General features: G+C 50.8%; 26 protein-coding genes. 3 read left to right on the forward strand and 23 right to left on the reverse strand.

Annotation, left to right across the window (positions count from 1 at the left end; translation table 11 throughout):
• Positions 1-20: 20 nt before the first annotated feature.
• The 8 genes from O9139_RS10120 to O9139_RS10155 all read right to left on the reverse strand — a co-directional run bounded on the left by O9139_RS10120 (position 21) and on the right by O9139_RS10155 (position 7160).
• A complete protein-coding gene (locus O9139_RS10120) occupies positions 21-1940 on the reverse strand; it encodes a hypothetical protein (protein ID WP_270879340.1) in 1920 nt (639 codons plus the stop codon).
• A gap of 14 nt (positions 1941-1954) precedes the next feature.
• A complete protein-coding gene (locus O9139_RS10125; protein ID WP_270879341.1) occupies positions 1955-2485 on the reverse strand; it encodes a prepilin-type N-terminal cleavage/methylation domain-containing protein in 531 nt (176 codons plus the stop codon).
• Positions 2469-2984, reverse strand: coding sequence for a PulJ/GspJ family protein (locus O9139_RS10130; protein ID WP_270879342.1), 516 nt, complete (start codon positions 2982-2984; stop codon positions 2469-2471). The genes O9139_RS10125 and O9139_RS10130 overlap by 17 nt, the downstream gene beginning before the upstream one ends.
• A 170-nt stretch (positions 2985-3154) precedes the next feature.
• The gene (locus O9139_RS10135; protein WP_270879343.1) at positions 3155-4153 is read right to left on the reverse strand and encodes a metal-dependent hydrolase; all 999 of its coding nucleotides are present in this window, start codon (positions 4151-4153) and stop codon (positions 3155-3157) included.
• 34 nt (positions 4154-4187) lie between these two features.
• Positions 4188-5159, reverse strand: a complete 972-nt coding sequence (locus O9139_RS10140; protein WP_270879344.1) for a lysophospholipid acyltransferase family protein — start codon at positions 5157-5159, stop codon at positions 4188-4190.
• A 19-nt stretch (positions 5160-5178) separates the two neighbouring features.
• Entirely contained in the window at positions 5179-5949 is a 771-nt protein-coding gene (locus O9139_RS10145; protein ID WP_270879345.1) for a GNAT family N-acetyltransferase, read from the reverse strand.
• Between the two features lie 166 nt (positions 5950-6115).
• Positions 6116-6808: an LrgB family protein gene (locus tag O9139_RS10150; RefSeq protein WP_270879346.1), complete on the reverse strand. Its 693-nt coding sequence runs from the start codon at positions 6806-6808 to the stop codon at positions 6116-6118.
• On the reverse strand, positions 6798-7160 hold the full coding sequence (locus O9139_RS10155; RefSeq protein ID WP_270879347.1) for a CidA/LrgA family protein: 363 nt from the start codon (positions 7158-7160) through the stop codon (positions 6798-6800). The genes O9139_RS10150 and O9139_RS10155 overlap by 11 nt, the downstream gene beginning before the upstream one ends.
• A 283-nt stretch (positions 7161-7443) precedes the next feature.
• Here O9139_RS10155 and tlp point away from each other — a divergent pair, with 283 nt between their 5' ends.
• Positions 7444-7659, forward strand: coding sequence for a small acid-soluble spore protein Tlp (gene tlp, locus O9139_RS10160; RefSeq protein WP_270879348.1), 216 nt, complete (start codon positions 7444-7446; stop codon positions 7657-7659).
• 56 nt (positions 7660-7715) lie between these two features.
• Here the strand turns inward: tlp and O9139_RS10165 are convergent, their stop codons facing one another.
• The 4 genes from O9139_RS10165 to O9139_RS10180 all read right to left on the reverse strand — a co-directional run bounded on the left by O9139_RS10165 (position 7716) and on the right by O9139_RS10180 (position 10455).
• On the reverse strand, positions 7716-8087 hold the full coding sequence (locus tag O9139_RS10165) for a hypothetical protein (RefSeq protein WP_270879349.1): 372 nt from the start codon (positions 8085-8087) through the stop codon (positions 7716-7718).
• A 104-nt stretch (positions 8088-8191) separates the two neighbouring features.
• Positions 8192-8479 carry a stage VI sporulation protein F gene (locus O9139_RS10170; RefSeq protein ID WP_270879350.1) on the reverse strand — a complete coding sequence of 96 codons (288 nt, stop codon included), beginning with the start codon at positions 8477-8479 and terminating at the stop codon, positions 8192-8194.
• 128 nt (positions 8480-8607) lie between these two features.
• Complete coding sequence (locus O9139_RS10175) at positions 8608-8907, reverse strand: DUF1294 domain-containing protein (RefSeq protein ID WP_270879351.1); 300 nt, start codon at positions 8905-8907, stop codon at positions 8608-8610.
• A 228-nt stretch (positions 8908-9135) separates the two neighbouring features.
• Positions 9136-10455 carry an alpha-L-fucosidase gene (locus O9139_RS10180; RefSeq protein ID WP_270879352.1) on the reverse strand — a complete coding sequence of 440 codons (1320 nt, stop codon included), beginning with the start codon at positions 10453-10455 and terminating at the stop codon, positions 9136-9138.
• A 131-nt stretch (positions 10456-10586) separates the two neighbouring features.
• Between O9139_RS10180 and O9139_RS10185 the strand changes: the two genes are divergently transcribed.
• Positions 10587-11423: an AraC family transcriptional regulator gene (locus O9139_RS10185; RefSeq protein WP_270879353.1), complete on the forward strand. Its 837-nt coding sequence runs from the start codon at positions 10587-10589 to the stop codon at positions 11421-11423.
• A 50-nt stretch (positions 11424-11473) separates the two neighbouring features.
• Here the strand turns inward: O9139_RS10185 and recG are convergent, their stop codons facing one another.
• Genes recG through O9139_RS10205 form a run of 4 tightly spaced genes read right to left on the reverse strand, consistent with a single transcriptional unit; the run spans position 11474 to position 16542 of the window.
• Positions 11474-13519 carry an ATP-dependent DNA helicase RecG gene (recG, locus tag O9139_RS10190; protein WP_270879354.1) on the reverse strand — a complete coding sequence of 682 codons (2046 nt, stop codon included), beginning with the start codon at positions 13517-13519 and terminating at the stop codon, positions 11474-11476.
• A 4-nt stretch (positions 13520-13523) separates the two neighbouring features.
• Positions 13524-14381, reverse strand: a complete 858-nt coding sequence (locus O9139_RS10195) for a DegV family protein (RefSeq protein WP_270879355.1) — start codon at positions 14379-14381, stop codon at positions 13524-13526.
• A 25-nt stretch (positions 14382-14406) separates the two neighbouring features.
• Complete coding sequence (locus O9139_RS10200; RefSeq protein WP_270879356.1) at positions 14407-16155, reverse strand: DAK2 domain-containing protein; 1749 nt, start codon at positions 16153-16155, stop codon at positions 14407-14409.
• 27 nt (positions 16156-16182) lie between these two features.
• Positions 16183-16542: an Asp23/Gls24 family envelope stress response protein gene (locus O9139_RS10205; RefSeq protein WP_270879357.1), complete on the reverse strand. Its 360-nt coding sequence runs from the start codon at positions 16540-16542 to the stop codon at positions 16183-16185.
• Positions 16543-16835: 293 nt separating this feature from the next.
• Between O9139_RS10205 and rpmB the strand changes: the two genes are divergently transcribed.
• Complete coding sequence (rpmB, locus tag O9139_RS10210; protein WP_134754871.1) at positions 16836-17024, forward strand: 50S ribosomal protein L28; 189 nt, start codon at positions 16836-16838, stop codon at positions 17022-17024.
• 70 nt (positions 17025-17094) lie between these two features.
• Here the strand turns inward: rpmB and spoVM are convergent, their stop codons facing one another.
• The 7 genes from spoVM to rlmN all read right to left on the reverse strand — a co-directional run bounded on the left by spoVM (position 17095) and on the right by rlmN (position 23156).
• Positions 17095-17175, reverse strand: coding sequence for a stage V sporulation protein SpoVM (spoVM, locus tag O9139_RS10215; RefSeq protein WP_014652194.1), 81 nt, complete (start codon positions 17173-17175; stop codon positions 17095-17097).
• A gap of 192 nt (positions 17176-17367) precedes the next feature.
• The gene (locus tag O9139_RS10220) at positions 17368-17610 is read right to left on the reverse strand and encodes a hypothetical protein (RefSeq protein ID WP_270879358.1); all 243 of its coding nucleotides are present in this window, start codon (positions 17608-17610) and stop codon (positions 17368-17370) included.
• 17 nt (positions 17611-17627) lie between these two features.
• Entirely contained in the window at positions 17628-18278 is a 651-nt protein-coding gene (gene rpe, locus O9139_RS10225; RefSeq protein WP_270879359.1) for a ribulose-phosphate 3-epimerase, read from the reverse strand.
• A gap of 4 nt (positions 18279-18282) precedes the next feature.
• Entirely contained in the window at positions 18283-19209 is a 927-nt protein-coding gene (rsgA, locus tag O9139_RS10230) for a ribosome small subunit-dependent GTPase A (protein WP_270879360.1), read from the reverse strand.
• Positions 19209-21311 carry a Stk1 family PASTA domain-containing Ser/Thr kinase gene (gene pknB, locus O9139_RS10235; RefSeq protein ID WP_270879361.1) on the reverse strand — a complete coding sequence of 701 codons (2103 nt, stop codon included), beginning with the start codon at positions 21309-21311 and terminating at the stop codon, positions 19209-19211. Before pknB ends, rsgA begins: the two co-directional genes overlap by 1 nt.
• A gap of 6 nt (positions 21312-21317) precedes the next feature.
• Entirely contained in the window at positions 21318-22073 is a 756-nt protein-coding gene (locus tag O9139_RS10240) for a Stp1/IreP family PP2C-type Ser/Thr phosphatase (RefSeq protein WP_270879362.1), read from the reverse strand.
• Positions 22074-22088: 15 nt separating this feature from the next.
• Positions 22089-23156, reverse strand: coding sequence for a 23S rRNA (adenine(2503)-C(2))-methyltransferase RlmN (gene rlmN / locus O9139_RS10245; RefSeq protein WP_270879363.1), 1068 nt, complete (start codon positions 23154-23156; stop codon positions 22089-22091).
• Positions 23157-23209 lie beyond the last annotated feature (53 nt).

The following is a 23209-nucleotide window of genomic DNA, read 5'->3' on the forward strand; positions in this document are numbered from 1 at the left end:
ACAAAAAAGCCCCGGAATCTCTAAGGAGATACCGGGGTTTGTTCATTGCTCATGATTTTTTTGCCTTTTTTCAATTGGTAGGAAGTCACGCGCGGAAGAGCAGCCGATTGATGTTCGAGAATACTGCTGTTATACGTAATGATGAATCGCGCACGATTGTATGCCAAATCTTTTTGATTCTCATTATTAAGTTCAATTTCGGTCCCGGTCGAATTCACCTGCACATCGCCTCGCACCGCATTAATTTTCAAATCATATTTTGAGAAGAAACCGCCATTAATCCAGAAAATCGAACCAACGCCATATAATTCAGCCGTAGCATCCGTATAAAAGAAGGCGTCCAATTTGGTTAGCCCGCCTGGATCAGGTTTCGAATCTTTGAAAACGTTTTGATAGGCTGAATCTGAAATATCTTTAAAGGTCCCGTCCGTATTCGTATTCACTCTCGTGATGAGAATGCTGCCTTGACTAAAAAGAACCAGTTCACTTTTTTCTGCCTCTGCAACACCATTGCTCTGGTACCTTTCCATCCCTTCAATCGACGCATCTTGAATGGTCGTCTGACCTAGCGCTAGAATGGTGGCATCCATTCGAACTTGACCGCTAATATTAACATCACCCGTAACCAAAATATTAGCGCGAATATCGAGCGGTGCCGCATTCAATGGGTTATAAATATCAAGATCCCCATCCACAATTAACCAATTGCTGTGATAAAACCCAGGATTTCCTGGAATGGCTTCCCTGAACTGTTTGCCTGGTTGTTTATTCTCTTCTTCGCCTGTCAAGCCTAACACCGGCGGCAAATAGTTGATGCCCATATAATCGCCGTGATCTAAAGTTAGATTGCCCCTATGTACGATGGTCATATTGCCAATAGGTCCATTTAACGCTTGCTTATAACTAGACCAAGCATTATTTTTGGCTTGGATGACCTCTGTGCTGTCATCTCCATTAATAGTGTCAGGACTTACTAGCCCATCGGAGAGCTTCGTGATTACCGTTTGAACCGCCTGACTAGGACTGACTTTAAAGCTCGCATCCATTTCATTGCGGTCAGCTTCCGTCCCCCCAATGGCTTCCGTCAGTTTATCGATGAACGATTCTTGCATATTCATGCCGACAAACTCTTTCTCGCTTTTCACTTCGGCAATACTTTGCAGACCAAGTACCGTTTGAACAGGTTCATTCTGGGTATTTCCATCCGCTTCCCTTACCGTATTAAAGTCAGTTGCAGACGCACAAGATTCAGGAACGTTCGCCTTAGCTTGGCAATATTTAATATTGTTGATTGAATGTACGTAAGCGGTCCCGGTCAATTCCGGAAACCAGGTCGGTTCTCTTAAATCCGAATTATTGTCATACATATATTCGGCACTATTTTTAATACGAATCTCTTCTCCGGCATATAAACCGCCTACTTCAGGATCATCACTTTCGCCATTATTAAAGTAGGGATTCCCGTTAATAATTAAGCTTCCTTTCTCTGAACCTGCGGAATATCGCAGAACATCCGGGAAATTGCTTACTTCCAACCTTTGTGTAAGCGTTCGTTTCACACCATCAATGGTCGCCGTGACATGGACCTCGATGATTGGCGGCTCTTCTTTAACAAGCTCCGCATCTGTAACGACAGTATTCGCATATTGACTGCTCACTTCATGGTGATTGATCGCTTCATTCAATGCATTTAGCTTGGTTGGCAATTGCTCAATATTGATCGACGTCTCTTTCTTCAGCATGCCCTGCACCATCGCTACGGCTTCGTTCAACGCCTTTTCCGCCAAATGCAAGCTCTGCACATCTTTTTGCTTCGTCTCCGTTCTGACGGCTCCACCGATGCTGGCGCTGACAACCGCAAGACCTAACAATGTAAAAATCACGATAATAAATAACACAAGCAGCATTGTTGAGCCTCGTTCGTCTTGCAACCGGTTCACACCATCACCCCTTTTCAAAATCCGAACCTGCTCGTCAGATTGATGCGATGCACAGTTCCCCGATTATCGTTTTGCGCCAAATGCAAATCAATCTCAATAAGTCCGCTGCTGCACTCCGAAGCTTTACCCGAACAGTCCAGCGTAATGGTGGAACCACTGAGATCAGCATCGATCGTTGCTGGTTTTCCCGTTTCCCCTGTGAATAAGCCAACTTTGCCACTTAACTCCTTCAGCATAATCTGGCTATTGTGGGTAATGGTATGGCCTTCCAAATCTTTCTCTGTCCGTGTTAACTCAATTCCGTCCGTCACTTGCTTAATCGAAGTTGGTCCTAACGTATACAGCTCCGTCATCGTAGATGACATAATAAGATCGGCCTCGTCACGCAGCGCATTTTCAACCGTCACTTTGTTATAAGAATTAAAGCCGAATGTGATCACCGCATAGATGGTGCCACTCACAATGCCAAGTATCGTCAAAGAGGCAATTAATTCAGCTAGTGTAAATCCTTCCTCTTGCTTCATCCATTTAACGAATCGCTTCATCGACTACATAGCCCTCCACATCCGCTTCGTAACGTTTGCCGTTTTTGCTAGAGGGGGCATCTTCCTCTTTCACAGTGACTTTAATCGGCAATAAATAGGTCCACTTGCCGTCACCGTCAACGAGAGACCGTTGATAAGTGACTGTTGATATGTACTTGATCCCATTGATCTCGGCATGAAAAACGTTGTAGATGCTGCTTTTCATCGAGGGCAGCGCATTTCCCAGCGAACATCCCATATTGCTATCGCAATCATCCAACGTAATTTGATCATGGGAGCCAAAATAAGTATCCAACTCATCAAAACTTTGCTTCTCCATGTAAAAAAGCGTATTTCTCGCCAAGTTAATCATCACCGTCTTGTTCTGATTCCCTTTGTTATAGCTCATCGCATTGTTAAAAAAAGCGAACATCGCGATCGATACAATCGATAAAATAACGACCGATGCCAGCACCTCGATCAGCGTAAAACCCGCTTCGCGGGATTTCCCATTCTTCATTCATCATTACTCCTGAACATTTGTCATATTTCGCTACAACACTAGTTCTATTGTACCATATTCCGAGCGGCTTGAGGCTTGTATTCTTTTGTAAAAAAGTGACAAACAAGGCTTATTTTTAATAAAAAAAGCCCCGCTCTCCTCAGAGAACAAGGCTGCATATGAAACATTCACACGTATGGCGGGTCCCACGCTTTCTTATCCCAGCCGAGCGTATCACTGACCACGTTCATGTCACGGTCTAGCTGCACATTGACGCCAAAGGGCAGCTTCTTCTTGTGCCAGAAGCGCACATCGCGCCACTGCACCTCATAACCTTCCCCGTCCTGCTTTTCCCGCCAGCACACATAGATGCGCTGTGCAAAATGCAGGAACGCCCGCACACCATCCGTGGACAGCGTAGCGCGAATGATCGGATGCGAGTCATCCCCGATATAATCGGTACGGGCAAATGATTCATCAATTTCTACCTTGCCGTAGCGAATAACGCCAAGATAGAAGCTGTCATCGCTCTCCAGTACGAACTGCCAGTGAAACCAGTGCAGGCCTGGAATAAGGTGACAGATGCCGTCGCGCTGCAGCGCGCTTTTCACCCGGCGGATCAACGAATGGCGCTGTACGAAGCGTATGGCGATATAAGCAAAGGTGATGCCGTAAATCCAGGCGAACATCACGCCGATCAAACTGCCGCCATGCAACTGCCAAAGGAAGATCCAGAGCAGCAGCCCGGCACTATGAAGGCCGAATAAAAACGGTTCATAGAGACATAGCGTATCCAAATGAAACCATTTCTTGGAAAGCGGACGGAAGCATTGAACGCCATACACATTGAATAGATCAAGAAACACGTGAAAGCTTACTGCGGCAAACGTCCATAGATATAGGCTCAGCAGATGTTCCCAGACGCCGAACAAGCCGGCAATCGGCAAGCTGATCACGAGCGGCCAGAGCAGCAGCGCTGGCAGCGAGTGCGTAATCCCGCGATGAATGCGCACATAGCTGGCGTAACCGCGCAGCCTGGCTAAGGTGTCAAAATCGGGCGCATGCGATCCGATCAGCGTGCATGTCAGTATGGCATGGGCAAGCTCGGGCTCTTGCGCAACGGCAGGCTCCAAGCAAGCCAATCCGGCAAGTGTGACTCCAAAAAGCAAATGGCTCCCTGTATCCATAGGCCGATCACCTGTCCTTCTCTCATCTTTGTTGTTATCCGGCTTTCCCGGAAACGTTCCGCTCACCTTCCGCTTGTTCACTTTCCCCAGCATCATCCGCCGCCCGTACGGGCTCCCAGCGCTCATGCACATTAAACCAGTAGAACCACTCGGACGGATGCTCGCGAATCGCTTGCTCCATGAACGCATTCAGAACCTGATTGGCATCCGAACGCTGAGTGCGAGTAAACTGCTCATCGAGATACAGCGGCTTTTCAAAAACGAGCTGATGCTGAAAGCCCTTGAGCCGATAACTGTAGAACGGCACGACAGGCACCTTATTTTCAAGAGCGAGCATCGCAGCGCCTTCCGGCGTACGCGTCAACCTCCCGAATAACCGGGACGTCGGAAATGTCGGCCGCCAGAAATCGCCGAGAATAAAGAGGATACCGCCTTCGGACAAATGTTTTTTTAACGTGCGGTACATTTCCAGCGGTGGTGTGCTGTCATAATCCAGCCCTCTGCAGCCCATCGCCTGAAATTTCAAATACATCGGACGCAGCTCCTCACTGCCGGCAGAAGCTATCGTCAAGCAGTTATATTTGCGCGTTAAATGCCAATAGGCATAAAAGAAATTACCCAAATGCGGCGTATACACGATCAGCCCCTTGCCTTGGGAGCGCTCCATCGCTTCATCAAAATTCGCCTGTCCCTGCACGGCAAAAGTACCGGATGCGTCACGATCTAAACGGTAAGACCTGAACAAAATTTCGTACAACGTATAGACCAGGTTCCGAAAATAGTTCAAGCTGATCGTATTCAGCACGCCTGGCTGATGTAAATTCAACACATCAGCCATGTTGGATTCAATTCGTCTGCGCACGCTGCTGCGCGAGGCGATATAAAGCAGCCGGGCCAACAATCGGCACAGCGCTGCCATCAGCCATCCGGGCAGGACACCGAGCACGCCTCCGATTCGGCGCAGAGCCGTATCGTCGTTTGTCAGTTTTGCGATCCAATCGTACATTGCAGCTCCCCCCTTCTCTCTATTGATTCAGGAAATGGCGCTGATAGCGGCGAGTCACACGGTCTTTTTGCAAAATAATAAAGAAATCGACCGTCTGGAAGAGCTCGTCAAACGCAGGGTCTCCACCGATCTCCGCACCAAGCCACTGGTAGCCCTTCATAAGCGGCGGCAGCTTGCGGAACAATTCTTTCTCATTCATATCCAGTTCCAGCTGCTTCAGGCCGGCGATACGGTGAGTGGATAAAGGCTGAATGCCAAATCGGTCGGTAATTACCTGCTTCTGGCGCAGCATGGAATAAATCAGGTTTAATTCATCAATATCGTTTATATGTACACTGGCACAGCCGATCAAATACGAATAATTCCGCTCTTGAATGTAGGTGGCGATACCTTCCCATAACAGTTGAATCGCTTTTCCCCCGCGATAAGCAGGAGCAATGCAGCTGCGTCCCAGCTCTAACGTCTGCCTGGCAAAAGGTTCATAGGCGCTCAAATCAAACTCCGTTTCGGAATAAAAGCCTATGCCGTCCCGAGCGCGTTCCCCCGGAAGCAGCCGATACGTACCAACCACGCGGTCTACGTCGAGATCCTTGACAATTAAGTGATCGCAATACGCGTCATAGGCGTCCTGCTCTAAACCTTCTTCATTTCGCATCCGCATATTTTTTTCTTCTTCTACAAAAACCTCATACCTCAAACGCATAGCCTGTTCAATTTCATGAGCGCTTGTAGCAAGCATGACAGACAGCTTGGCATGCTGCGGCGCCGAATTCAGAAGGTTTTGACTCATCCTCTTCACGCCTTTCAACTGGTGGTGTCGACTCAACTTTAAGGTTAGCAGAGTTTTATTAAGCGCTCATTTTCGTGTTGTAAAAGTTTTGTAAGTTTTAAAGCGCCTACATAAAAAAGACAGACTCCCCGAGAAAGGAATCTGCCTTGTTCTTTGCTGATTTGATTTAATGGCCGAGCAAAAAATACAGCGGAACAAAAAGAATGGATGTCAGTATTCCGCATATGCCCATTGATAACCCGCTGAAGCTTCCCTGCAGCTCGGAATCCTTCAGCACTTTGGCCGTCCCGATGCCGTGGGCAGCCGTTCCCATCGCGATGCCAATGGAAATGTCATCATAGATGCCCAACCAACGCAGGAAGCGGGTGCCAAACATGCTGCCGACAAGCCCTGTCAACGTTGTCAAGACAGCGGTCAATTCAGGGATGCCGCCCAAATGGCTGGCGATTTCTAGGGCAATCGGCGAACTGACGGATTTGGGCATCATGCTCAAAATCACTGTACGGCTGCCGCCGAGCAGGCCGGCCAGTAAGGCGCTCGCCGTAATGCCCGTAAGGGCACCGGCAAGCACGCTGAGCAAGACGCGTTTATAATGCTGACGGATGAGCGAAGCGTACTTATATAGCGGCACACCGAGCGCTACTGTGGCAGGCCCGAGCAGAAGCGTCAAGAAGTCCGCGCCGTGCTTGTAAGCTTCATAAGGGATGTGAAAGCTGATGAGGATGAGAATGACCAAGCCTGTACAGACAAAAAGCGGATGTAAAAAGCGCCACCGCTGTTGCAGCATATAGGCGCCTGTATACACAATGACGCTCAGTGATAAGCCAAAGAGCGGTTGACCGACAAAGCTATTTCCCATGGGCGGCACCTTCTTCCCGCGACCCTATGCCCAGCCGCTTAGCCACCCATCCTGTAACAGCCAGCACGGCGAAGGTGGCGCCGAACAATCCGCCGCACACTGACAACCAATTGCTGCCGAGCAGCGGCAAGAACGCGATCACCCCGACCGTAAAGGGTAAGAAGAAGAGCATCATGTGCCTAGTCAGCATGGAAGCTGCCTCTTCCACCCACGCCAGCTTGATCCACTTGGCGAACAGTGCGGCCGTAAACAGAATAAGCCCGATCACATTGCCGGGAAGCGGCACGTGCAGGCCCATTTGGATCGCATAACCTAGTAAATTAAATGCGAATAAAATAGCAAGTCCTAGCATAACTTCCCCGTTTCAGCTGCAGACCGGTTCTATTGAGAGTCTTTGCAAGCGTTTCTGATTTCTCTCAACATAACATAAAAAATGGAGGATATAAAGATGGAAAGCAGCACTTCCGCGAGCGTAATTCCCATACCATTCACCTCTATCTACATACTCAAAGATAGTGTATGAACGGAACACGTTAAACTTGACTTGTTTTGTATAATCTTCTTCCGATTGAGGCATTGTATGGGAGGGTCAATATCAACCTTACATCCACGCAACCCAAGGAGGAACCTGACTAATGGCAAAACCAGACGATCGCTCCAACAACCCGGCTCGCTTGCAAAACGCGATTGACCACACGCTCGCTAATATGAATGAAGCCGAAGATTATTTGGACGAGCATGCGGATGAAATTTCCGCGGTAGACAAGCAGAACATCGAAGAGAAGAATCAAAGAAGACAACAAGCCATCAACGGGTTCATTGAGGAAAAGAAGGACGAACAGAACGTTTAGTCCCTGGCCAGTCCCCTTCCGGTTTGCTGCCTCATAGACAGCGAACCGGATCAATTTTAGTTCAAATTCCCCCGCATCTTCATCAGCATCGTCATTAGCTCTGCCTTCACCAGACTGCGAAGCATCATATAATGATGGAGATACCCGCGCGCCTTGTATTCCACATAGATCCCTCGCGACTTCAGCTCGGTACGTACAATTCTCATATCGCGCTTGGTCATAATCCGCATCATATCCTGCAGTTCCGCCGATATCAATTGCTCGAGATCGCGAAGATAATAAATGAGATGATTATAAATGATTTTATCTTTATTGCCTCTAAGTTCTTCCATGTCTCTGGCCACCATATCCCGCAAGATGGGAAGCAGCGTCATACATTTTATAATCTGCACATCTTCATCCGTATCCCTGCTCAATAGGCTGTTCATCTGTCCAATCACCACCAAAAGCGAACATGTATTCGTATATCATTATACACCAAACACCTGTTCGTTATGCAAGCGAATATTGATGATCGTTCCCACGCGGTGGATTATCGGAACATTGCCCATAAACGAATTAAATGCAGCGTGCTCGACGGATTAATTTTTTGCGCCAGCACAAACTCAACAATCTGATTCGCCTGACTGGCCATCACATTCTCGCCAATGGCACTGGCTGCCGCCTGAACCAACGCCGCCACCTTCATGCGATCCTGCAAATCCGTTTTCGTCACCCCTTGCAGCAGCACGGTCATGCGATCTTTGACTTCCGGATTTTTCAACTTGAACTTAACCCGCTCCACGAGGGCCGGTTCAATCCCATACTGTCGGTAGCTCATGCCTGCACCTCCAATCAAGGTCTTGCTCCTATTTTATGTGCAAGCTCAGCGAATCTTGACTAGCTGAGCGGAACGGCACAAAATCGGCATAAAAAAACAGCCGCCATCCCGGGCAGCTGAATCTCCTTCTACATATTCATGACGACCGCGATGACACAGATGGCATTCAGTCCGGTAAGCAGCGGCATCCCGACGATAAAGGACGTGTGCTTCGTCTTGTGGCGCCACGCTTTCATCCCGAGCCAGCCGCCGATGCCGCCGCCAATGGCAGCAAGCAGAAACAACCGCTTCTCCGGCACGCGCTGACCGCCCTTCTTGGCCTGGGCTTTGTCATGCCCCATCTCGATGAAAGTAATCACATTCATTAACAGCAAATAACAGAGGAAGTACGTCATAAGCTCTACCTTCGTTTCTATCGATAATAGCAATCTACTATTATCTTAAAATCGAAAGCGTTCCGGGTCAAATACTGATTCTTAGAAACCCTTGGAATAAAGTCGCCATATACAGCATGTCTGCGCTGCAATCAATGTCAGTAACCGGACAGCCGAGGCGCACGAAAGCAAAGTCAGCTGATCGCGAATCTTATATTTCAGCAGCAGCAAAAAGCCTGAGCTCAGCTCAGGCTAAAGAAGCATCCTTGTAAGATTCGCTTTTTACTCCAATTCCAACTCTATCACCGTATCCCTGCGGTCAGGCAGCGGATAACTGGCATGCGCAGGCATCGCCAGGCTAACAAAAGCATCATGCGGATATTGAGCCGTATTCCATGGCCGGGTAACGAACACTTCCGAACCGTCCGCCAGCAATCTCGCCTGCTTCACTCTACCTGCCAGCCCGCTTAAATTAATCGGCCCCACACTCTCCTCAAACAGATGGGCATACAGCTTATTTCCATTCTGTGTATATCGCCCCCACTCCGGCTTTGGCCAATCGGCTTGGGCACAGCCATAAATGCTGGCGCTGTTGCTAGTCATCCAGGCCCCGACTTCCGCCAAAATATCGAGCGAAGCCTGCGGAATCTCCCCAAGCGCATTTGGCCCGACATTAAGCAGCAGATTGCCGTTCTTGCTTACACATTCGACCAGTTTGCGGATGACAGTCGACGCTGACTTATACATTTGATCATTGGCAGCATATCCCCAATTATTGTTCAAAGTAATACATGCTTCCCACGGAATGGAATGACCATCGCTATCGGTCAAACCTTGCGGCGGAATAATCTGTTCTGGCGAAGCAAAATCACCGGCATAGCTGCTCGGATGGCTCGTGAAAATGCTGCCGCCGTGCTCACCGCTCGCTTCTAACCGGTTATCCACGATCAGATGCGGCTGCAAGGAGCGAATCATCGCCATCAGCTCCGAAGCTTTCCACTTTTCACCCATCATCTCCTCATAAGAAAAATCAAACCACATAATGTCCAGCTTGCCGTACCCGGTAAGCAGCTCGCGAACCTGCCCATGCATATAGGTTAAATAGCGGTCAAACGTTTCCGGATTTCGCTTATACTGCTCGTTATCGCGCATCGGATGAATCCGGTCGCCATAAGCCGGATAATCTTCATGATGCCAATCAATCAGCGAATAGTAGAGCCCGACTTTCAACCCTTCGGCGCGAAACGCTTCCACAAACTCGCGTACGAGATCACGGCCTGCCGGTGTATTCGTCGATTTATAATCTGTGAGAGCGCTGTCAAAAAGGCAGAAGCCATCATGATGTTTGGCCGTCAGCACCGCGTATTTCATACCGGCCTGTTTCGCCGCACGCGCCCAAGCAGCAGCATCATAACGCACAGGATCAAACTGGTCAAAATAAGGCTGGTAATCCTCTACCGTGATGCGTTCCACGCTCCGCACCCATTCGCCTCTCGCCGGAATTGCATATAAGCCCCAATGGATAAACATGCCGAACCGGTCCTCCAAAAACCATTGTGTACGCCCCATGCGCTCTTGTACATTCGCATTATCATTTGTCATAGATCGCTACACTCACCTTTCCTCGGTCGATTATTTCTTTTCCCAGCCTAAGTCTAGCAAGGATATGCTATAATCGACAGGTACAGAACTAACCTTGATCAGGATATAATTAACTTGAATAGGTGAGCAGAATGATTACAACGCCGCAACAGACTTTTCTCTCCGACATGCTGCACAACTTGCAGATTCATGTACTTGAAGCCCATCTGACCCAATGCACAAGCAATTGGCAAGCTTATGATTACACGCCCGAGTACAACAAGCTGTACTGGATTATCGACGGCGAAGGCTGGGTCAAATCCGACCATCATGCTTTTCATCCGGCGCCTGGCCAGCTCTGCCTGCTGCCCGCACATTCGCTGCAATCGTACGCGACGATTAGCGATCGCCCTTATTTGAAATATTGGTGCCATTTTACAGCGAATATCGGCTCGTACGATTTATTTCAATGGCTGGACATCCCTTTATGTATCCAGGTGACTGATCCCGCTCTGATGACCGCCTGGTTCCAAGAGCTCACACACTTGTTCGGCAAGCCGGACTTGACTTCCAAGCTGCGGGAAAAAGCGCTGCTCCTGCAAATTATTTCCAATTATTTGGAGAGTGTTCCGATCCAGCTGCTTCAGAAACGGGCGGATGATATGGACAGGCTCGATCAGCTGCGCCATTATATTGAAACCAACTTACATATCAGCATCACCGTCGATCAGATGGCGAAGAGCGTTCACCTGCACCCCAACTATTTTATTAAATATTTTAAAAAGCATTTTGGCATGCCGCCAGCGAAATATATGCACCGCAAGCGGATTGATAAAGCGAAATTCCTGCTCACCACCACCGCGATGAGCATGAAAGAGATCGCCGAGCAGACCGGTTACGAGGACACGAATCACTTTACCAAAAGCTTCCGTAAAGACACCGGCTTTCCCCCGACGGAATACCGCAGCCACGTGCGCAGCCAAAACTAAAAAACGCTGGAATCGATTCACTTGCTCTATCGATTCCAGCGTTTTTTCTATTAATCCAGCACTTCGCTCTCGAACACTTGTGCGCGCTGCAAATAAGCGCGCAACGGCATGAAGCCGGCGCTGGTCCAGAAGTTCGAGTCGCCGACAAGCTCCGCCGCATCGTCGCGAGCCTGCTCCATGATCTCGAAGTCGATCATCATGTCGGCGATCCGGAACTCCGGCGCGCCGCTCTGCTTCGTGCCGAAGAAGTCGCCCGGACCGCGGAGCTCCAGATCGCGGCGTGCGATCTCGAAGCCATCGGCCGTGTCCGTCATCGCCTTCATGCGCTCCTTGCCGACCTCCGTCTTCGGGTCGGCGATGAGCACGCAGAAGGACTGGTGCTCGCCGCGGCCGACGCGGCCGCGCAGCTGATGCAGCTGCGACAGGCCGAAGCGATCGGCGTCGTAAATGACCATAAGCGTGGCGTTCGGCACATCCACGCCGACCTCAATTACCGTCGTCGAAACCAACGTCGACAACGTTCCTTCTTTGAAAGCGGCCATGACCGCTTCCTTCTCCTGCGCGCTCATCCGCCCGTGCAGCAAGCCAATCTTCATCTGCGGAAAATGCTGCTGCAATTGAATGTGCACATCGATCGCATTTTGTACGTCGAGCTTGTCCGATTCTTCGATCAAGGGACAGATGACATAAGCTTGCCGGCCTGCCGCCACTTCGCGCTGTATAAAGCCCAGCACGCGCTCCAGCATTGAATGCTGCACGGCATACGTCTTGATCGGCTTGCGGCCCTTCGGCAGCTCACGCAGCGTCGAGACGTCCATATCGCCGAACGCCGTAATCGCCAGCGTCCGTGGAATCGGGGTCGCCGTCATCGTCAGCACATCGGGGTTCATGCCCTTACGCCGCAAAATGCTGCGCTGGTTCACCCCGAACCGGTGCTGCTCGTCGGTGACGACAAGGCCGAGCTGGCGGAAGTACACGTCCTCCTGAATCAGGGCATGCGTACCGACGATAACGTCGATCATGCCCATCTGCAAGGAGGCCAGCAGGTCGCGCCGCTGGCGGTCAGTCGAGCTGCCTGTCAGCAGCGCGACCTGCAAGCCGTACGGCTCGAATAGCTTGTCAAGCGAGCGCTTATGCTGCTCGGCCAAAATCTCCGTCGGCACCATCAAAGCGCCTTGGAAGCCGGCCTTCACCGTCGCGAACAGCGCGATCGCCGCCACGACGGTCTTACCGGCACCGACGTCTCCCTGCAGCAGCCGGTTCATGCAATATGGCTCCTGCATATCGTGAAGGATCTCGCCGACGACCCTCTTCTGCGACTCCGTCAGCTGGAAGGGCAGCGCGCGCACGAAGGCGCGGACAGCAGGCAGATCCACCTGCTGTTTCACCCCATCCGCGCGGCTTCGCGTCACCGCGCGGTATGCCTGCAGCTTGAGCTGGAAGAGGAACAGCTCCTCGTACACCATGCGCCGGCGCGCCTGCTTGCCCTCCTCCACACCGCTCGGTGTGTGGATCACAGCCAAGGCCTTGCTGCGCGGCATGAACCCATACCGGCTCATGATCGCCGCCGGCAGCACTTCACTGATCATGGCGCTGTACTGCGTTAGCGCCTGAGCAACTACTTTGCGCATCCACTTCTGAGTGATCGTGCCGGCAATGGAGTAGACCGGCTGCACGGTGCCGGTTTTGCTCTCGCCTTGTCCGGGGAACTCCGAGTCGGACACGCTCATTTGCCTGCGCTTCGCGTCCCATTTACCGGTTAATACAATCTCCTGCTGCGGGCGTAACCGGTCCTTCAGGAAGTGTCGGTTGAACCATACCGCCGTCAACAAGAACTGATCGACCATCACTTTGCAGGATAGCCGGGATTTGCCGCTGTAGCGCTGCAGAACAGGCTCACCAAGTATCACGCCTTGCACCGTAACCCGATCGCCGTCTTTGACGCTCGCCAAGTCGCGAACCGTATAATCCTCATAGCGGAATGGCACGTATTCGAGCAAATCCATAACCGTAAAAATGCCCATGGCGTTCAGCTCAAGTGCTTTTTGAGCGCCAACGCCATGGACTTCGCGTACTTCGCATTGATTCAATTCCATTGTCCTACACCATGCTCACGAAAGCAGCAATCGTCCCCGGCCCTGCATGTGCGCCAATGACCGGACCGAGCGTAATATAACCGATTTGATCGACGGTAAATTGCCCCGATATCGCCTCGCGCAGCTGCTCCGCGCCTTCCAAATTATTCGCATGGGCAATGTGCAACTGCCTGATACTGCGGCCGGACACATCCGCCGACAACAGTTCCAGGATGCGTGCAATTGCCTTTTTATGACCACGGACCTTATCAATCGCCTCTACTTCACCTTTGGCATCCAGGGATAAGATCGGCTTGATATTCAGCAGAGAACCAAACAAAGCCGACGCTTTGCCGATTCTTCCGCCTTTTTGCAGAAATTCTAGTGTATCCACTAAAAAATAAATATAAAAGTTATCGCGCATCGTCTGGATGAGCTGTAAAATCTCCTCCACGCTCCGGCCTGCTTGAACAGCTTCCGCAGCGGCAGCGACCAGCGCGCCGATTCCATAAGACGCGGAGTGTGAATCTACCACGTGAACGGTTCCCGCTTCTTCTTCCAGCATCGTGGACGCGAGCAGAGCTGACTGGTACGTTCCGCTGAGCGATGATGACAAGTGGATGGAGATCACCGTCGTATCCGGCTCGGCTAACAGCCTCTGATATACGCCCAGAAACTCAGCCGGCGAAGGCTGCGAAGTGCGAGGGAAATGCGGCGACGACTGCAACTTCTCATAAAATGCACTGGACTGCAGCGTCACGGCATCCAAATATTCTTCGCTTCCAAAATGTATTTTTAACGGCACCATCTCGATACCGAGTTGTTCCCTTAGCGCCGATGGAATGTCAGCCGTACTATCGGTCACAATCCGAATGTTCTTCACAGGGATCACCTCAGTTAATCATATTTTACTCCACAGAGAACAGGTACGCATATAGCGGCTGACCGCCAGGATGCAGCTCAACTTCCATGTCCGGATATTTCTCTTGAATGAAAGCTTCCAGTTCTTCCGTCTCTTCTTTTTTGGCGTCTTCACCTGTCAGGATCGTTACGATTTCGTTGCCTTCCTCGACCATCTCTTCCAGGAGCTTTTTGCAAGCATCCATCAAACTCGCTTCCGAGCTTTTGATTTTACCGTCTTGAATGCCGATAAAATGTCCTTGCTTGATCTCGATGCCATCCATGTTCGTATCGCGCACGGCATAGGTCACTTGACCTGATTTCACCCGCTGGAGCGATTCGCTCATGGCTTCCGTGTTCGTCTTCACATCCGCCTTCTCCTGGAAAGCCAAAATCGCGGCAAGCCCTTGCGGAATCGACTTCGACGGAATGACGACGAGCGTCTTGCCTTCAACCAAACTTGCCGCTTGCTGCGCGGCTAGGATGATGTTGGAGTTGTTAGGCAGCACGAAAATCGTATCCGCATCAATGCTGTTCACGGCATTGACGATATCCTCTGTGCTCGGATTCATCGTTTGTCCGCCGGATAGCACGACATCGACGCCTACGCTCGTTAGAATGTCAGTAATGCCGTCGCCCAAAGCGACGGACACGAACCCATAGTCTTTATTCACTACAGTAGGCACGACAACATCAATAGCCGCTTCATCCGGCGCCGCATATCCTAACGCAGCATCCTCCAGAATATGAGTGTGCTGATCGCGCATATTTTCGATTTTGATCCGGCTCAGAGCGCCGTACTTCATCGCTTGATTCATCACTTCGCCCGGATATTCCGCATGAATGTGCACTTTGACCAACTCATCATCAGCGACGACGAGCAAGGAATCGCCCAATTTGCTCAGTTGCTCGCGGAAGCGGTCTTCTTCGAAAACCATCCCTTTGACTTTGCCCTGTTGGATGGTCAGCATAAATTCTGTGCAGTAGCCGAACTCAATATCTTCCGTTGCCAAATGCGCCTGCGCCGGGAGCAGCTCGTGCGCTTCCTTGGCCAAATTCATCGCCGGCACCACGTTAACATGATCAAGCGTCGTGTCCATGGTGGCATATTCGTCTTGAACGATTGCATCGGTCAGACCACCGTTTAGCGCCGTCACAAAGCCTTCGTAGACGCACACAAGCCCTTGTCCACCGGCATCAACGACGCCGACCTGCTTGAGCACAGGAAGCTGCTCAGGCGTTCTGGCAAGGGCTTCTTTCGCCTTCTGCAGCACCTCTTGCATCAGATCCGTAATATCGCCGCCGCGGCGATATTGCATTGCGTGCTTGGCCGCTTCTTTGGAAACGGTCAGAATCGTGCCTTCAACCGGTTTGACTACCGCTTTGTAGGCTGTCTCGACCCCTTGCTGGAGAGCCGCCGCAAACTGCTGGACATTCACGGATTCGTAATCATGCACATACTTGGCGAATCCGCGAAACAGCTGCGACAAAATTACGCCTGAGTTCCCCCGCGCGCCCATCAGTAGCCCTTTGGACAACGCGTCCGCTGCTTTCCCAATATGAGAGGATGGCTTCTTCTTCAGTTCCTCCACCCCGGAGGTGATGGTTAAATTCATGTTGGTGCCAGTATCTCCGTCGGGTACGGGGAATACGTTCAGTCCGTTGACCTTGTCAACATTGCGACGAAGGTTCTCCGCACCTGCCAGGACCATGGCTGTGAAGTCATTTCCATTTATTGAAATAAAGCGCTTACTCAAAGCGATTCTCCTTCCTGATTATCGGGGTTACTTAGCTACGCGAACACCTTGAACAAAAATATTTACTTCGTCTACATGGAGTCCTACGACTTCGTTTAAAATATATTTAACTTTCGTTTGGACATTACCGGCGACAACCGAAATTTTCGTTCCATAGCTGACAATGATATATAGATCGATTTCAACTCTGTCATCTTGTCGACGGACTTCAACTCCGCGGGTCAAATTGTCGCGGCCGAGCAGCTCGGCAATTCCGTCTTTCAACTGCTTTCTGGTGGCCATGCCTACAAGCCCATAACACTCCAAAGCAGCGGATCCTGCCAGAGTTGCTATCACTTCATTCGTAACGTAAACTTTTCCGTATTCGGTTGTGAGCTCAATCGGCATCTTTCTACAACTCCTTCGATGTTTATGTCATTTTGCTGTCGCAAAAGAAATTCTCTATGTATGACGATTATGGACTAATCTTCATTGTACTATAACATAATAAATAAATAAACGGTAAAAATACAGGTAATTCGTTGACTAGGTTCAGGGCGCTATGCTATTATATCTAAGTGTGTTTTTGCTTATCGATCGTAAAGATGTAAAAACCAAGTCTAAATTTGAGGAAAGCTGTCATGTCAAGCTTAGGCTTGCCACCCAGGCTGCTTTGTATACTGCCGAAGGAGGTGTCAAACATGTCCCGCAAATGCTTTATTACAGGTAAAAGTCCAGGCACTGGAAATCACGTTTCTCACGCTAACAACAAGAACAAGCGTACTTGGGGAGTTAACGTTCAAAAGGTTCGCATCCTCGTTGATGGTAAACCTAAACGTGTTTACGTAAGCGCTCGTGCGTTGAAATCCGGTAAAGTGACTCGCGTTTAATCGCGGCAAGATAGACAAAAAGCACCTTTTAGGTGCTTTTTTTGCATTTCTGGGTTCAAGTATATGTCCGTTAATTTTTGCTGAACGTATTCAGTACAGCCTTCACGAATCCACCCAAAAATTTTGGTAGCTTGATTGTGTAGAACTTCATACTCTACCCCTCCTCAGCGATTTCATGAGCTTACAGATGGCATCTTCACTGCGCCTCAACAATCGTCACAACAGTATATGCCTAATCCGCAAAAATGTGTCTCCTATTTACTGGCTCCCTCATAATTAAGCTTCCAGAAAGCAAAAAAAGCTACAAGAGCATGCCGCTCTTGTAACTATATGTATGCAAGATCTATGGGGTTATGCGCACTTGTGTATACAAGGCAAATCCAAAACTGAAAATGAAATAGAATAAAACCGACAGGACGATAAACCAGACACGCTGGCCCGTCTGTTCATAACGGCGAAAAAAGCGGATGCCCGCATAAAGGGCACCCAGCGAGAAGATAAACTTGGACATGTCATGCAGGTTCGTATATAAGGTCAGCAGCACGCCGCAAAGGACGCTGTAAATGAACAGCCAGAGAATTCTCACCTTGCCCCGTCCCCTTTCTACCCCCGAATCCGCTGAATTGCCTCTGCCCGATTAGACTGGCCGAATACGGCGTTACCGGCCACCAGTACGTTTGCTCCGGCTTCCACCACTTGGCGAGCCGTCACATCATTGATCCCGCCATCCACTTCGATATGGAGGCCGTGAAGCCCTCTGGCGTTGGCTTGCTCACGCAAGGCACGGATCTTGCTCAGCATGCCGGGAATGAAAGCTTGCCCGCCAAACCCGGGATTGACCGTCATGATCAGCACCAAATCCAGGTGCTCGTCCAGCACATGCTCAATCATCGTGAGCGGGGTTGCCGGATTCAGCACCACACCCGCCTTGATTCCGCTTTGCTTGATCAGGTTCAGCGTGCGATGCAAATGCGTGCAAGCCTCAACGTGAACCGAGATCAGATCGGCCCCCGCCTTGACGAAATCCGGAATATACCGGTCCGGCTGCTCGATCATGAGATGCACGTCCAGCGGAAGCTTCGTCTTCGGCCGGATCGCGTCCACCACCAGCGGGCCGATCGTAATATTCGGCACGAAGTGGCCGTCCATGACGTCGACGTGGATCCAGTCCGCGCCGCCGCGCTCGACTTCCTGAATCTCATCACCCAGCTTGGCAAAGTCAGCTGATAAAATCGAAGGTGCCACATATACCATTCGTCTAATACCTCCTCTTCTTCTCTTTCATTTCCGTTAAAAACAACAAATAATGCTCATATCGCGAGTCAGCGATCGAACCTTCGGCGACTGCCTCGCGGACCTTGCAGCTTGGCTCGTGCAGATGGAGGCAGCCGCGGAATTTGCAGCCTTCCGAGAACTCGGCGAATTCCCTGAAGCAGCTCCCCAGTCCCTCGACTTCAAGCTCCATGAAATCAAGCTGGCTAAAGCCCGGCGTATCCGCAACCAAGCCGCCTTCGTCGAGCGAGAGCAACTCGACATGGCGGGTCGTGTGCTTGCCCCGGCCGAGCCGCTGGCTGATGGCGTTCGTCTCCAGATCGACCCCGCTGATCATTTCATTGAGCAGCGATGACTTGCCCACGCCGGATTGTCCAGCAAATACGCTGACCGCACCCTTCAAACGCTGCGAAATGGCTTCCACGCCTTCATGCAGCTTCGAGCTGGTCGTCAGCACATCATAGCCAATCCCTTCATATAAGCGCGTGATCCGCTCGAGCTCGGACACCGTCATTTCTTTCGATTCCGGCGCGTGATCGTCCGTGAGCAAATCCCGCTTCGTGAAGCAAAGCAGGACGTCGATACCCGTATTTTCGATATGTACCAGGAATTTGTCCAGAAGCTGCAGATTCAGCACCGGTTCCGTTACGGCAAACACGAGCACGACAAGATTGACGTTAGCAATTGGCGGGCGGATCAACTCGGAGGTGCGGGGAAAGATCTCGACAACCGTTCCTTCCCCGTTCTCCGTCAGCTCATAGGTCACGACATCTCCGACCAAGGGAGATATATTTTTCTTCTTAAAAACGCCTCTGGCGCGGCAAGTCACGGTCGTTGCTGTTCGCAGGTCTGCTCCCTCCGGCAGCACATAGTAATAGCCGCTTAATGCCTTAACGATAACTCCTTGTGGCATTAATTGCCTCCCCCAGTACCTGGTTTCGAGGTGCTGCCATTCGTCCCGCTGCCTGTGCCCCCGGCTGGAATGGCCGGCCCGTTATTTTGCTGCTGCTTAATGCCAGGTGTCGGGCTTGGCGTAGGCGCGACGTTTTTGCCATTTTTCTGGTCCAGATAGTCCTGATACGTGCGGGTAATGGAATTCACCAGGTTGTCGCCTTCTTTGATCAAAATAACCGCTTTTTTATCAGGAGATACGATGACCTTGACGTCGAGATTTTGCGGTTTGGTCACTTTCTCCGTTTTATACTCAAAGTTCTCATATTGCGCATCGCTGACGACGATTTTGAATTCCGAATCTTTGCCTTCTTCCGTCGGTTTCACCGGAATACTGACATTCAGCTGTCCGGCATCTTCCGGCAGACCGTCGCTGATAACCAGATTAATTTCCGATCCGGCTGACACGTCAGCGTTCTTATCGAAAGGAAACTGTTGAATGACTTTCCCTTTCGGCTGTTTGTAGCTCTTCTCGCGCGTAATGCCGTTGACAGGCAGCTTCAGATTCAGCTTAGCGATCTGCGCTTTGGCATCGGATTCCGATAGCCCGACGAGATCCGGCATTTTGAACGTTTCCTTCGCTTTGCTCACCGTAAAGGCGATCGCCACCTTCTCCACTTCAAATTCTTCGCCGACCAGCGGCGTTTGCTTTTGAATGATATCCGGCGTATCTTCTGTCGTCCCTTGCGTGACGGTGATCTGCTCGTCCTTGATTCCGAGCGCCTGCAGCTTCAGCCTGGCGTCTTTGATCGATTGCCCGATATAGCTCTCCATCTTGACCTTCGGCACGCCATCGCTGACGTACAAGGTCACTTTCGTCCCGACATTCATCCGAATGCCGTTCGGATCTTGCCGGACGACCGTGTCCTTCGGCAGCTTGCTGTCTTTATCGTGCTCAATCGTCCAGCTCAGTTTCGCAGCCGTCAGATCGGCCTGCGCCTGCGTCAGCGTTTCATTGACGACATTCGGAACCTCGACGGTTTCGATCGCGAACATCTTTTTCACATAGCCGACCAAATACCACATGCCGCCCAAAATAATGAGCAGGATGATGATCCAAATCGTCGGTTTTACCCACGAGCTCTTTTTCTTCACCGGCTCGGGCTCTTCGCGGTATGCAGGCTTCTCGTCCTCTTCATCCTTGTAGTCAGCTAGCTGGTTCGGGCGAATGGCCGGCATGACGAGCGTCCGCTCTTCATCCATCATCTCCGCATCCCAGAACGCGACCTTCGGCTCGTTGCGGCGCTCCGGGCTGAGGCACGTTTCCAGATCCGCCATCATTTGCTTCGCCGACTGGTAACGCTCCTCCGGCTTTTTGCGCATCGCCTTCAAGATCACGTTCTCAACGCTTTGCGGAATAAGCGGGTTCACCTTGCGCGGCTCTTCCACATCCTCCTGCAAATGCTTGAGCGCCACGCTGATCGGGCTTTCGCCGAGGAATGGCAGGCGGCCTGTCAGCATTTGATACATGACGATCCCAAGCGAATACAAGTCGGATTTCTCCCCGGTATTCGTTCCTTTCGCATGTTCAGGTGAAAAATAGTGAACAGAACCGACGACCGATCCGGTCTGCGTGATCGTGGATGACGTCGCCGCACGCGCGATACCGAAATCCGTCACTTTAACCCGGCCGTTCTTGCCGATTAGGATATTGTGCGGCTTAATATCGCGGTGAATGATTTCATTATGATGCGCGTGATCGAGCGCATCGGCGATTTGACCCGCGTAATGAACCGCATCCTCTACCTGCAAAGGCGCTTTTTCCTTAATCAAATCGTTCAGGGTGGTGCCTTCTATGTATTCCATGACAATGTAATGCACTTCGCCTTCTTGCCCGACGTCATAGATGCTGACGACATTCGGATGAGAAAGTGAAGCGGCGGCTTGAGCTTCTCTGCGGAATCGGCGAATGAATTCTTCGTCATGCACGTACTGCTGGCGAAGCACTTTCACTGCGACCTTTCGATTTAATAAAAGATCATGCCCTTTGTAAACCAAAGCCATGCCGCCTCCGCCGATTCTCTCCAATATTTCGTAGCGGCCTCCAAGCTTTTTACCGATCAACCCTCATCACCCCTTTTCCTCGTTTGCATCATGACCGTGAGCCAGTAACACGACTGTAACATTATCGTCTCCGCCGGCATCCAGCGCACGTGCGATCAAGCGCTCCGCCGCTGTATCCAGTTCCGGATTATTTCGAATAATTTTCCATATTTCATTGGCATCCACGAGTCCGCTCAGTCCGTCGGAACATATGAGCACCGTCTCGCCTTCACGCCATGCATACTCGTACAGATCCACTTCAACGCCTGGCTCTGTGCCTAGTGCACGGGTAATCCAGTTACGTCGCGGATGGTGGTCCGCTTCCTCCGGTGTAATTTGACCGTTCTTCACGAGCTCATAGACGAGCGAATGATCTTCCGTCAGCTGGGTAATCGCATCCCCGCTGATTTTGTAGGCGCGGCTGTCGCCAATGTGCCCGATAATCAATAGCTCTTGCGAGGCGATCATAGCGACGACGGTCGTCCCCATGCCATGGTAATTTTCTCGCCCTGAAGCAAATTCATAGATCTTCTCATTCGCCAGCTCAATCGCTTGGCGCAAGGCCATCTTGCAATCCTCCACAGGCATGCCCCAATGGATCGTCCGCAGCTCGCTCTCTATGATGTCGATCGCCATTTGACTCGCGATATCCCCGGCTTGATGCCCTCCCATGCCATCGGCCACGATAGCAAGGGAAAGACCATTAAGCTCATGATGAATGGCGGCACGGTCCTCATTTACTTGACGGACTTTGCCAATATCGGTACGGCTCACCATCTTCATCCCGATTTCACCCCATTACTTGCTCTCCATATGCTTTGCCCGCAGCTGACCGCAGGCTGCAGCGATATCACTGCCTTGTTCACGGCGTATGGTCGCATTAATTTTGCCCTTCTCGAGAATGCGCTGGAACGTAAAAATATCGTCGCGCGGCGTGCGCTTGAAATCCCGCTCCGCCACGAAGTTGACGGGAATCAGGTTCACGTGGCTCAGCGGCATTTCTTTGAGCACTTTCGCCAGCTCTTCCGCGTGTTCAGGCTGGTCATTGACTTCACCCATCAACGCGTATTCAAACGTAATCCGTCTGCCTGTCTTGGCGATGTAATATTTGCATGCTTCAATCAAATCAACGAATGGGAATCTCCGGTTAACCGGCATCAACTTCGAGCGCAGCTCATCGTTCGGCGCATGGATCGAAATCGCCAGATTAACCTGCAAATTCTCATCGGCAAACTTATAAATATTCGGTACGATCCCGCTTGTCGACACAGTAATATGGCGCTGGCCAATGTTCAAACCTTTCGGATGAATCATGATGCGCAAAAAGTTCATCGTCGACTCATAGTTCTCGAACGGTTCGCCAATCCCCATGATAACGATGGAGCTGATGCGCTCCCCTGTCTCATCAAGCAGCTTTTGCGCTTTGACGACCTGGGCGACAATTTCACCGGGGCGCAGATCACGTTTCAAGCCGCCGAGCGTTGAGGCGCAGAACGTACAGCCGACACGGCAGCCCACTTGCGTCGTCACACAAATGCTGTTGCCATAGTTGTGCTTCATAACAACCGTTTCGATCGCATTCTTATCTTCCAGCTCAAACAAAAACTTAACCGTTCCGTCCTGTGACTGGTACTTCGTGATCTCCCCCAGCGTCACAAACTCGAAGGAATCCTTCAGCTTGTCGCGCAGCGATTTGGGCAAATTCGACATCTCATCGAAACTGAAGACGCGCTTGATATACAGCCAATCAAATATTTGGCCTGCACGGAAAGAGGACTCACCGTTCTCTTTCACCCAAGTTTGCCACTCATCCCAGTTTAAATCGTATACAAAAGGTTTCTCTTTCAAATATGGTTTCAAAGACATCTTTTCATCACAACCTGTAATTATTTCGTATATTTTTCGTTCACGATCTTGTC

The organism is Paenibacillus aestuarii (assembly GCF_027789125.1).
In the GTDB taxonomy this organism is placed as follows: Bacteria; Bacillota; Bacilli; order Paenibacillales; family NBRC-103111; genus Paenibacillus_E; species Paenibacillus_E aestuarii.

Bases quoted from the DNA above. Each gene is read 5' to 3' on its own strand.
- O9139_RS10125 (WP_270879341.1), bottom strand. From the start codon at position 2,485: ATGAAGCGATTCGTTAAATGGATGAAGCAAGAGGAAGGATTTACACTA.
- O9139_RS10130 (WP_270879342.1), bottom strand. From the start codon at position 2,984: ATGAAGAATGGGAAATCCCGCGAAGCGGGTTTTACGCTGATCGAGGTG.
- O9139_RS10135 (WP_270879343.1), bottom strand. From the start codon at position 4,153: ATGGATACAGGGAGCCATTTGCTTTTTGGAGTCACACTTGCCGGATTG.
- O9139_RS10140 (WP_270879344.1), bottom strand. From the start codon at position 5,159: ATGTACGATTGGATCGCAAAACTGACAAACGACGATACGGCTCTGCGC.
- O9139_RS10145 (WP_270879345.1), bottom strand. From the start codon at position 5,949: ATGAGTCAAAACCTTCTGAATTCGGCGCCGCAGCATGCCAAGCTGTCT.
- O9139_RS10150 (WP_270879346.1), bottom strand. From the start codon at position 6,808: ATGGGAAATAGCTTTGTCGGTCAACCGCTCTTTGGCTTATCACTGAGC.
- O9139_RS10155 (WP_270879347.1), bottom strand. From the start codon at position 7,160: ATGCTAGGACTTGCTATTTTATTCGCATTTAATTTACTAGGTTATGCG.
- tlp (WP_270879348.1), top strand. From the start codon at position 7,444: ATGGCAAAACCAGACGATCGCTCCAACAACCCGGCTCGCTTGCAAAAC.
- O9139_RS10165 (WP_270879349.1), bottom strand. From the start codon at position 8,087: ATGAACAGCCTATTGAGCAGGGATACGGATGAAGATGTGCAGATTATA.
- O9139_RS10170 (WP_270879350.1), bottom strand. From the start codon at position 8,479: ATGAGCTACCGACAGTATGGGATTGAACCGGCCCTCGTGGAGCGGGTT.
- O9139_RS10180 (WP_270879352.1), bottom strand. From the start codon at position 10,455: ATGACAAATGATAATGCGAATGTACAAGAGCGCATGGGGCGTACACAA.
- O9139_RS10185 (WP_270879353.1), top strand. From the start codon at position 10,587: ATGATTACAACGCCGCAACAGACTTTTCTCTCCGACATGCTGCACAAC.
- recG (WP_270879354.1), bottom strand. From the start codon at position 13,519: ATGGAATTGAATCAATGCGAAGTACGCGAAGTCCATGGCGTTGGCGCT.
- O9139_RS10205 (WP_270879357.1), bottom strand. From the start codon at position 16,542: ATGCCGATTGAGCTCACAACCGAATACGGAAAAGTTTACGTTACGAAT.
- rpmB (WP_134754871.1), top strand. From the start codon at position 16,836: ATGTCCCGCAAATGCTTTATTACAGGTAAAAGTCCAGGCACTGGAAAT.
- spoVM (WP_014652194.1), bottom strand. From the start codon at position 17,175: ATGAAGTTCTACACAATCAAGCTACCAAAATTTTTGGGTGGATTCGTG.
- rpe (WP_270879359.1), bottom strand. From the start codon at position 18,278: ATGGTATATGTGGCACCTTCGATTTTATCAGCTGACTTTGCCAAGCTG.
- rsgA (WP_270879360.1), bottom strand. From the start codon at position 19,209: ATGCCACAAGGAGTTATCGTTAAGGCATTAAGCGGCTATTACTATGTG.
- O9139_RS10240 (WP_270879362.1), bottom strand. From the start codon at position 22,073: ATGAAGATGGTGAGCCGTACCGATATTGGCAAAGTCCGTCAAGTAAAT.
- rlmN (WP_270879363.1), bottom strand. From the start codon at position 23,156: ATGTCTTTGAAACCATATTTGAAAGAGAAACCTTTTGTATACGATTTA.